The sequence below is a fragment of the Prevotella heparinolytica genome, from assembly GCF_004342845.1.
Classification (GTDB): domain Bacteria; phylum Bacteroidota; class Bacteroidia; order Bacteroidales; family Bacteroidaceae; genus Bacteroides; species Bacteroides heparinolyticus.
Genome location: NZ_SLXB01000025.1, coordinates 51,392 through 61,451, shown reverse-complemented (window position 1 = coordinate 61,451; position 10,060 = coordinate 51,392). Strand labels below are relative to the sequence as shown.

The 10,060-nt window shown below is 49.3% G+C and carries 11 protein-coding genes and 1 pseudogene; 11 read left to right on the top strand and 1 reads right to left on the bottom strand.

What is annotated here, in order from left to right; translation table 11 throughout:
* Positions 1-36 precede the first annotated feature (36 nt).
* From EV202_RS12015 to EV202_RS11975, 9 genes and pseudogenes are all read left to right on the top strand, one after another.
* Positions 37-330, top strand: coding sequence for a hypothetical protein (locus EV202_RS12015; RefSeq protein ID WP_131927223.1), 294 nt, complete (start codon positions 37-39; stop codon positions 328-330).
* A 174-nt stretch (positions 331-504) separates the two neighbouring features.
* Positions 505-780, top strand: a complete 276-nt coding sequence (locus EV202_RS12010; RefSeq protein WP_106068840.1) for a tetratricopeptide repeat protein — start codon at positions 505-507, stop codon at positions 778-780.
* Between the two features lie 21 nt (positions 781-801).
* Positions 802-1,029 carry a 4Fe-4S dicluster domain-containing protein gene (locus tag EV202_RS12005; RefSeq protein WP_106068841.1) on the top strand — a complete coding sequence of 76 codons (228 nt, stop codon included), beginning with the start codon at positions 802-804 and terminating at the stop codon, positions 1,027-1,029.
* Between the two features lie 19 nt (positions 1,030-1,048).
* On the top strand, positions 1,049-2,134 hold the full coding sequence (locus EV202_RS12000) for a 3-methyl-2-oxobutanoate dehydrogenase subunit VorB (protein WP_131927222.1): 1,086 nt from the start codon (positions 1,049-1,051) through the stop codon (positions 2,132-2,134).
* A complete protein-coding gene (locus EV202_RS11995) occupies positions 2,131-2,304 on the top strand; it encodes a hypothetical protein (protein ID WP_131927221.1) in 174 nt (57 codons plus the stop codon). Before EV202_RS12000 ends, EV202_RS11995 begins: the two co-directional genes overlap by 4 nt.
* A gap of 12 nt (positions 2,305-2,316) precedes the next feature.
* Positions 2,317-3,078 (top strand): thiamine pyrophosphate-dependent enzyme, encoded by a 762-nt coding sequence (locus tag EV202_RS11990; RefSeq protein WP_131927220.1) that lies wholly within the window; start codon positions 2,317-2,319, stop codon positions 3,076-3,078.
* A gap of 26 nt (positions 3,079-3,104) precedes the next feature.
* A pseudogene (locus tag EV202_RS11985) lies at positions 3,105-3,269 on the top strand (2-oxoacid:acceptor oxidoreductase family protein); the annotation flags it as partial.
* A gap of 208 nt (positions 3,270-3,477) precedes the next feature.
* Positions 3,478-5,607: a putative porin gene (locus EV202_RS11980; RefSeq protein ID WP_131927219.1), complete on the top strand. Its 2,130-nt coding sequence runs from the start codon at positions 3,478-3,480 to the stop codon at positions 5,605-5,607.
* A gap of 12 nt (positions 5,608-5,619) precedes the next feature.
* Positions 5,620-6,468 (top strand): transporter substrate-binding domain-containing protein, encoded by an 849-nt coding sequence (locus EV202_RS11975; protein ID WP_131927218.1) that lies wholly within the window; start codon positions 5,620-5,622, stop codon positions 6,466-6,468.
* Here EV202_RS11975 and EV202_RS11970 read toward each other — a convergent pair.
* Complete coding sequence (locus tag EV202_RS11970) at positions 6,404-8,317, bottom strand: NAD(+) synthase (protein ID WP_131927217.1); 1,914 nt, start codon at positions 8,315-8,317, stop codon at positions 6,404-6,406. The genes EV202_RS11975 and EV202_RS11970 overlap by 65 nt on opposite strands.
* Before the next feature lie 616 nt (positions 8,318-8,933).
* On the opposite strand from EV202_RS11970, the gene EV202_RS11965 reads away from it, so the two are divergent.
* Both EV202_RS11965 and EV202_RS11960 read left to right on the top strand, forming a co-directional pair.
* The gene (locus tag EV202_RS11965) at positions 8,934-9,368 is read left to right on the top strand and encodes a Fur family transcriptional regulator (protein WP_106068850.1); all 435 of its coding nucleotides are present in this window, start codon (positions 8,934-8,936) and stop codon (positions 9,366-9,368) included.
* Positions 9,369-9,393: 25 nt separating this feature from the next.
* Positions 9,394-9,951 carry an NADH peroxidase gene (locus EV202_RS11960; protein WP_106042042.1) on the top strand — a complete coding sequence of 186 codons (558 nt, stop codon included), beginning with the start codon at positions 9,394-9,396 and terminating at the stop codon, positions 9,949-9,951.
* Positions 9,952-10,060 lie beyond the last annotated feature (109 nt).

The window sequence follows — 10,060 nt, the reverse complement described above, 5'->3', positions numbered from 1 at the left end:
TTATACCCTGACGACACCCACTAACCACTATTATCCATGAAATCTTATCGAACCATCAAAAGAATACGGGCGGCGGAATTCCGCAAGAGTTGCCTGATAAACATCGACATGACGGGCGCATCGCCCACAGCCTACGACCGCTCGGCCTTGATATTGCACGCCATATACCCGCAACTGCCCTTCCGCCACGCGACCGGCGAAGACGGAATGACACGGCCGATGGTGACGGACATTCCGCAGAAAATCATCCTCGAGGTGTGCCGCAGGTACCGGTTAGTGGAGGCGACGGCAAAATTTGTAAATGAAGAACAGCCCATACACAAGTTGTAAGGCGGCAAAACCATATTTCCTAATTTTCGGCCCGAAGCCCTGACACTCTGACAGAACGAGTAAGGACTTCGGGCTTCTATTTGCCCTCTTTTGCTCTTTTTTCACCGCGAAGTTATTTGTTATCTTCAAATAAAAACTATCTTTGTCGTTCGATAACCCGGATATTTTTTAGATATGGAACGACTGAATACCATAAAAAAGCTTATCAACGAGGGAAATGTGGAGCAAGCCATCCGGCTGCTCGACGAAATGCTGCAAACAGACTTCCCCGGCAAAGACGAAGCCTACTACCTGCGGGGAAACGCCTATCGGAAACAAGGCGACTGGCAACAAGCGCTGAACAACTACCGCCGGGCCATCGACCTGAACCCTGAAAGCCCGGCCCGGCACGCCCGGCAAATGGCTATGGACATCCTCAACTTCTACAACAAGGACATGTACAATCAGTAATCAATCTTAAAAACGTAAATTATGGCAAAGATTAAAGGAGCAATCGTAGTGGACACCGAGCGTTGCAAAGGCTGCAACCTGTGCGTGGTGGCCTGTCCGCTCAATGTGATAGCCCTCACCAAAGAGGTTAATGCAAAGGGATACAACTATGCCCACCAAATATTGGAAGATACATGCAACGGCTGCACATCGTGCGCCACCGTATGTCCCGACGGATGTATCTCCGTGTATAAAGTAAAAGTAGAATAAACCAGTAAATCTGTAGAATATGGCAAAAGAAGTCGTACTAATGAAAGGAAACGAAGCCATCGCCTATGCGGCCATCCGCTGCGGCGTAGACGGCTATTTCGGATATCCCATTACTCCGCAATCGGAAGTATTGGAAACTCTTGCCGAACTGAAACCTTGGGAAACAACCGGCATGGTGGTTCTTCAGGCAGAAAGCGAAGTGGCGGCCATCAACATGGTATATGGCGGTGCCGGATGCGGAAAGAAGGTAATGACCTCCTCCTCCAGCCCCGGCGTCAGCCTGAAGCAAGAAGGAATCTCCTATCTGGCAGGCGCCGAATTGCCTTGCCTGATTGTAAACGTGATGCGCGGCGGCCCGGGCTTGGGAACCATCCAGCCGAGCCAGGCCGACTACTTCCAGACAGTGAAAGGCGGCGGACACGGCGACTACCGGCTGATAGCCCTCGCACCGGCCTCGGTACAAGAAATGGCGGACTTCGTGGGCCTGGCTTTCGAACTCGCCTTCAAATACCGCAACCCGGCCATCATCCTTGCCGACGGCGTCATCGGACAGATGATGGAGAAAGTGGTTCTCCCCGAGCAAAAGCCGCGCCGCACCGATGCCGAGGTCATCGAGCAATGCCCGTGGGCCACTACCGGAAAGACCAAAGGCCGCAAACCCAACATCATCACCTCGCTGGAATTGAAACCGGAAGAGATGGAGAAGAACAACATCCGCTTCCAAGCCAAATACAAGCTCATCGAAGAAAACGAGGTGCGCTTCGAGGAAATCCATTGCGAAGACGCCGAATACCTGATTGTAGCCTTCGGCTCCATGGCACGCATCGGACAGAAGGCAATGGAACTGGCTCGCGAAGAAGGAATCAAAGTGGGCATGCTCCGCCCCATCACGCTGTGGCCGTTCCCGACCAAAGCCATTGCCGCATACGCCGACAGGGTGAAAGGCATGCTCGTCACGGAACTGAATGCCGGACAGATGGTAGAAGATGTCCGCCTCGCCGTAAACGGTAAAGTAAGCGTGGAACACTTCGGACGGCTGGGCGGCATCGTTCCCGACCCGGACGAGATAGTAAACGCACTGAAAAAAAAACTGATTAAGAAATGAACCCGGATAAAATAAGAAACGTACTGAATATCCTATTCCTGATACTTGCGCTGGCAGCCATCATCATCTATTTTGCGGCAAGGGATGACTTCAAGCTGTTCATCTACGTCTGCGGCGCAGCCATATTCGTCAAACTGATGGAGTTTTTCATACGATTCACCAACAGATAAGGAGAAGTGATTATGACAAAAGAAGAAATTATAAAGCCCGAAAATCTGGTCGCCAAGAAGCCGACCTTGATGAATGACAACCCCATGCACTATTGCCCGGGATGCAGCCACGGCGTGGTTCATAAACTGATTGCCGAGGTTATCGAAGAAATGGGACTTGAAGACAAAGCGGTAGGCATCTCGCCCGTGGGATGCGCCGTATTCATCTACAACTATATAGACATCGACTGGCAGGAAGCCGCCCACGGACGTGCACCGGCACTTGCCACCGCCATCAAACGCCTTTGGCCCGACCGCCTTGTGTTTACCTATCAGGGAGACGGCGACCTGGCCTGCATCGGCACCGCCGAAACGATACATGCCTTGAACCGAGGCGAAAACATCACCATCATCTTCATCAACAATGCCATCTACGGCATGACGGGAGGACAGATGGCCCCCACCACCCTCGTGGGCATGAAGACATCTACCAGCCCTTACGGACGTGACGTGCATCTGCACGGCTATCCGCTGAAGATGGCCGACATCGCCGCGCAACTGGAAGGAACCGCTTACGTGACGCGTCAAAGCGTGCAGTCCGTCCCCGCCATTCGCAAGGCGAAGAAAGCCATCCGCAAAGCATTTGAAAACTCGATGGCAGGCAAAGGTTCCAACCTCGTGGAGATTGTATCGACTTGCAACTCCGGCTGGAAGATGTCGCCCGCGAAATCGAACGAATGGATGGTGGAACACATGTTCCCATTCTATCCGCTGGGAGACTTGAAAGATAAATAATCATGCTAAAGACAGAAGAACAATGAAATATGATTGTGTTGGGCGGATTACTGAAAATAAAGCCGATGGTTACTCTTGACAGTGTAATCAAAGGGTTGAAGAAGACATTGCCCGAACGCCACCACCACTTGATTCCGATGAACGAAGAGGCTATCAAGCGCGGCATGGAGCTGATTCGGGAAATGAAATAGACCTGTATAAAGGCTCTTTATACACCCCTCTTTTTCAGGCACGGGTTACATGGATTTTACGGACTTAATCGATTTTAATCCGTTTCAATTCGTGAAATCCGTGCCTTATGCTATATGCCGGCCACTCGCCCAAGCCCTCCTTTAAAAGAAGCAAAAAAGGATGAATTCCATAAGCAAATAATTTTTTATTGTATCTTTGCGCCTAATTATGAGACGAATTGCACTGACATATATATTTCTATCCATCGTCGGGATATGGAGCACAATGGCGCAAAATACCCTGAACCCGACGAACAACCGCGACCGCTTCGGCAATCAGGTCGATCCGAGCACCCGGCCTGACAATCTGGAAGACAGTACCCACACGGAAATCAAAAGCCTTCCGCCCAAGCTCTACATGTGGCAGATAAGCGAAACACTGGGCAACCGCACCATCATGCCTGCCGATACCGCCAACCTCAATTTCCAAAACAGTAATCTGGTAGAAGGCCTTTCGGGACAATATAACTATTTAGGGAATTTAGGCTCGCCGCGCCTATCGCGCATCTTCTTTGAACGGAACGCTCAGGAACCGACCATCTTCATAGAACCTTTCTCCAGCTTCTTTGTACGTCCGGATCAAGTGAGATTTACAAACAGCAATGTTCCCTATACCAACCTGACTTACTATAAAGCCGGAAATAAAGTGAACGGTGAAGAACGGTTCAAATCGTACTTCTCAGTGAATGTAAACAAGAGACTGGCTTTCGGCTTCAATATGGATTACCTGTACGGACGCGGCTACTATCAGAACCAGTCTACCTCGCACTTCAATGCCGGATTGTTTGGAAGCTACATCGGCGAAAAGTATCAGATACAAGGCGTATACAACAACTTCTTCCTGAAAATGAACGAAAACGGCGGCATCACGGACGACCAATACATCACGCGTCCGGAAAATATGTCCGGAGGGAAAAAGCAATACGAATCGACTACCATCCCCGTAAAATTGGAGCAAACTTCCAACCGCAACAGGAATTTCTACGTCTATCTCACCCAACGCTATCGGCTCGGCTTCACGCGAAAGACGCAGACCATAAAAGAGAAGCAACCGCAAGGAGCGAAAGTTGCCGCCGATCATGCGCATCATCATGCCGACAACGACAGCCTGCCCGTCATGGCAAGTGCTCCGCAAGATACAATCGTTACGGAAGAGTTCGTTCCTGTCACCAGCTTCATCCATACGGTAAAAGTGGAGCAGTCGCGACATCAGTTCTATTCGGGGAGCGAACCTACCGGCTTCTTCCCCGAAAAGTATAAACTTTATAAGAATTACAGCAACGACTCTACCACGGCTTTCAGCGTAAAGAATACATTCGGCATAGCCTTGCTGGAAGGATTCAACAAATATGCCAAAGCAGGACTTACGGCGTATATCTCTCATAAATTCAGCCGATATGATTTAATGAACACGGATACACTCACGGATATGAGCCGAATCCGCCATACGGAGCAGGAAGTATTCTTGGGGGGCAAGCTGGCCAAACGTGAAGGCAAACTGTTGCATTACAATGTAAACGGCGAAGTCGGCTTGCTCGAAAAAGCCATCGGGCAATTCCGCATCAACGCCAATCTGGACATGAACTTCAGGCTGTGGAAAGATACCGTGAATTTATATGCCCGAAGCTACATAAGCAATACCCTACCCTCTTTCTATATGCGTCATTATCACTCCAACCATTACAATTGGGACAACAATGATATGAACAAGGAGTTACGTACGCGCATAGAGGGAGAACTGAACATTGCCCGCCGGGGAACCAACCTACGCGCCGGTGTGGAGAACATCAAAAACTACGTTTACTTCAACCGGAACGCCATCCCCGAACAGAACGGAGACAACATACAAGTGCTATCGGCTACCCTGAAACAGAACTTCCGTCTGGGTATATTCCATCTGGATAACGAGGTGACTTGGCAAAAGACAAGCAACGAAACAGTGCTTCCGTTGCCGCAACTCTCATTATACCACAACCTATACTTATTGACCAAATTGGCAAAAAAGGTATTGACTGTTCAGTTGGGTGCCGACGTCAGATACTTCAGCAAGTATGATGCTCCCGCCTATGCCCCCGGCATACAGCAGTTTCATCTGCAATCGACAGATAACCGGGTGGAAATCGGCGATTATCCCATTGTGAATGTTTATGCCAACTTGCACCTGAAACGGACGCGAATCTTTGCCATGATGTATCATGTCAATGCCGGTATGGGAAAGGCCAACTATTTCTTGGTTCCTCATTACCCGATAAACCCGCGTTTGTTCAAAATCGGCATTTCGTGGAACTTCTATGATTAAAAGACCAACGGCATGACCAAAAGCAAACTTCTGAAATATGTGTTTTTAGGGGTTACGGCAGTTTTGATGGCCCACTACCTTGCCCGGCCTAAAGAAGAGCCGCAGAAACATCCGCGCGACTATGCCGAAATCACTGCCGAAGGCGTCATATATGCCGCTACGGAATACAACTCCATAGCTTTCCATGTAGATGGCGATACCCTGTCGGGGGTTCATTATGAACTGATAAAGGCTTTTGCCCGCGACCACGGATTACGGGTAGTCGTCTCTCCGGAGATGAGCTTCGACAAACGGTTGGAGGGTCTGGCAAACGGGAAGTATGACGTAATAGCCTATGGCATCCCCGCCACCAGCGAGCTGAAAGATTCCTTATTGCTCACTACCCCGATTGCACTAAGCAGACAGGTCTTGGTGCAACGGAATCTCCGGAACGCTCCCGACTCATCACGGTTTATCAAGAGCCAGCTCGACTTGGCGGAAAAGACATTGCACGTAGTAAAAGGCTCTCCCTCCATACTGCGCATCCGGAATTTAGGAAATGAAATCGGCGATACAATCTACGTCAAAGAGATAGAGAAGTATGGTTCCGAGCAACTGATTGCATTGGTGGCGCACGGCGACATCGACTATGCCGTATGTGACGAAAGCATTGCCCGTGCCCTTGCCGACAGCCTGCCTCAGATAGATATCAATACGGCCATCAGCTTCACGCAGTTCTATTCATGGGCGGTGAGCAAGCAATCGCCCGTGCTGTTGGACAGTTTGAATGCGTGGTTGAAAAGGAAACCTCTTCCCTCTACCCCTTCCACCACATCTCGCTCCCTGCATCGCTCGGCATCCGCCAATCGCCGCGCGGACTGAGGGAAATACTCCCCACCTTAGGGCCATCGGGCAGACAGGAGCGTTTGAATTGCTGACTGAAGAAACGACGATAGAAAGTCTGCAACCATTTACGGATGGTCTCCTCATCATATACTCCCTTGAAAGTACGTGCAGCCAAAAAGAAAATCTTGGAAGGAGGGAAACCGCAACGGATGAAATAATACAGGAAGAAGTCGTGAAGTTCATATGGCCCTACCAAATCTTCCGTAACCTGACTGATATTGCCGTTTTCGTCTGCCGGAATAAGTTCCGGACTGATGGGAGTATCTGCAATATCGAGCAGCGTACCGCGCGAAGCATCATCCATGCCATTCTCTGCCACCCACTTCACCAGATGCTTTACCAATGTTTTGGGAATACCGGTATTCACACCGTACATGGACATGTGGTCGCCGTTGTACGTGGCCCACCCCAGAGCCAGTTCCGAAAGGTCGCCCGTTCCAATCACCAGCCCCCGGGTTTGGTTGGCAATGTCCATCAGGATTTGAGTGCGCTCGCGTGCCTGCGCGTTTTCATATACCACATCGTGCACGTCGATGTCATGATTAATGTCCTTGAAATGCCGGATGCACGCTTCTTTGATGCTGACCTCACGTATTGTCACACCGAGGGCTTTCATCAGATTGACGGCATTGGTATAAGTACGGTCGGTTGTTCCGAAACCCGGCATGGTTACGCCGATAATGCCACAGCGAGACCACCCCAACTTATCGAAAGTCTTTACACAGACCAACAATGCCAATGTAGAATCCAATCCGCCGGATATTCCCACAACGGCACTTTGAGCTTTGGTATGCACCAAGCGTTGCGCCAGTCCGGACGTCTGGATGGAGAATATCTCTTCGCAACGCTCATCCAAAGCAGCACCCTGCGGGACAAAAGGATGCGGATTGTAAGTACGGGTCAGGTTCAAGTCCTTGCCATCGACATACTCGGTAGAGATGCGTACGGCAGGTTCCGAAGCGCAGTTTGCACGACAAGCGGCAAAGGTGGTATTGACCCTGCGTTCGGCACGCAAATAATCCACGTCTATCTCGCCGGCCACCATCTGCTCCTCGAAAGAAAAGCGTTTGCTTGCCGCCAACAAATTGCCGTTTTCATATATCAGCCCGTTGCCTGCAAACACCACATCCGTAGTAGACTCGCCGAAACCGCACGAACTGAATACGTAGCCCGATATGCAGCGTGCGGACTGCTGACCGATGAGCGAACGCAGATAGGCATGCTTACCGATGGCCTCGGTATCGGCCGAGAGATTGAACAACAGCTCCGCTCCCTGCAGAGCCAATACGGAACTGGGCGGGATGGGTGCCCATAAATCTTCGCAAATCTCAACCCCGAATGTGACGTCTGCCGCTTCAAACAGCAGGTTTCGACCCATCGGCACCACTTGTCCGCAAAGGCGTATGCTGCTCTCGCGTACTTCGCAAGCAGAAGTGAACCAACGCTTCTCGTAGAACTCTTTGTAATTGGGCAGATAGGTCTTGGGAATGACTCCCAACACCTTCCCCTTCTGAATGACAACCGCCACATTCAGCAATGCCCCATTGCATGCCACGGGCATGCCCAATATCGAAATGATATCCATCTGACGCGTGTCATTGAGAATCCGTATCAATCCTATCTCCGCTTCTTCGAGCAGAAGTTGCTGCGCGAAAAGGTCGCCGCATGTATATCCGGTGATGCACAGTTCGGGGAAAGCAATGATTTGCACGCCTTTCCCATCGGCAATGATTATCTCTTTTTCAATTTGTTCGGCATTGAACCGGCAGTCTGCCACTTTGACGCGGGGTACAGCCGCCGCAACTTTTACGTATCCGTAGTTCATAAGAAATGCTTTCTATGTATATCAATGTCGCAAAAGTACGCTAATTTCTCCATAAAGCCAAAACAATCAGGAGTTTCGCACCTCAAATCTTCTCAGCTCCCCTCTTCGACGGTATCTCCATGGAAAAAAGCAGTAAGAGAACGCACCCCATATCCCCATTTTATTTTACAAAAAAATCAGAAATCCGTTCGATTCCCGACACAGCCTGTTTCAGTCGCCGAACGAACCACATTCAGTCGCCGACTGAAATGGTTTCACTCAGGGACTGAAATGGTTTCAGTCGCCGACTGATTCACCCCCTCTCAGAAGTACTTCTGAGAGGGGTAAAAGAAGAAAAAGAAAGGATATGGCATGTCATCCCTTGATAGTAAAAAATGATTATCAATAATCCGTGTTTCATGGCGAATAATCTTGCAAGCAATTTGCATGGCTGCAAAAGGACACGATTCTTATGAGGACAGACAAAATCCTTAAAGAGGAAACCCTTACGGGAACTAAAACAAATTCAAAACAGCCTCTAAAAAAGCACAGAAATATTTTGGTGGCTGCAAAGAAGTTCCTATCTTTGCAAGAGAGCTAAAAATGTAACCATTACAAGTTAAAAAAACAAAACAATATGGATGCCATTAAACGACTGCAAGAACATAGTATAAAGCCTTCCCTGCAACGGATAGCAATCATGAACTATCTGATGGAGCATCGCACGCATCCCACCGTAGACGAGATATACACGGCATTGGCTCCGGGCATACCGACCTTGTCGAAAACAACCGTGTACAATACATTGAAACTGTTGAGCGAGCAAGGCGCCGCCCAAACGCTGACGATTGATGATAGGAACACCTGTTACGACGCCGATACCTCCCTGCATGCTCATTTTTTATGTAAACGTTGCGGAAGAGTGTACGACCTGCAAAGCAAAGCATTGTGCAAACAACCCGAAATAACAAATACGGAAGGACACGACATACAAGAAACACACTACTATTATAAAGGAATCTGCAAACACTGTATCGAACAAGAGCGTTCGGGTACAACAAACAATAACTAATTCAACTAATTAAAATCTGAGAAAAATGAAGAAATTTAGATGTACTGTCTGCGGTTACGTTCATGAAGGAGACGCAGCTCCCGAAAAATGTCCTTTGTGTAAAGCTCCTGCCAGCAAGTTCGTGGAAGTTGAGGAAGCTAAAGCCGACGGCCCGTTAGTATTTGCCGACGAACATGTTATCGGCGTAGCCAAAGGTTGCGACGACGAAATGATTAAAGACCTGAACAACCACTTCATGGGCGAATGCACGGAAGTCGGCATGTATCTGGCTATGAGCCGTCAGGCCGATCGTGAAGGTTATCCTGAAATAGCAGAAGCTTTCAAACGTTTCGCTTGGGAAGAAGCAGAACACGCTTCCAAATTTGCCGAGTTGCTGGGCGACTGCGTATGGGACACCAAAACCAACCTTGAAAAAAGAATGAATGCCGAATGCGGTGCATGCGAAGATAAGAAACGCATCGCTACCCGTGCCAAAGCACTGAATCTGGATGCCATCCACGATACCGTTCACGAAATGGCCAAGGACGAAGCACGCCACGGCAAAGGTTTCGAAGGATTGTACAACCGTTATTTCAAGAAATAATCTGCCGCAACTTAAAAACAATGCAATAAAAAGGGACCGACTGGAAACAGCAGTCCCTTTTTTTCATACTTCGATGTCACGTTCGCGTTTCTCATCCGTCATATCTGTG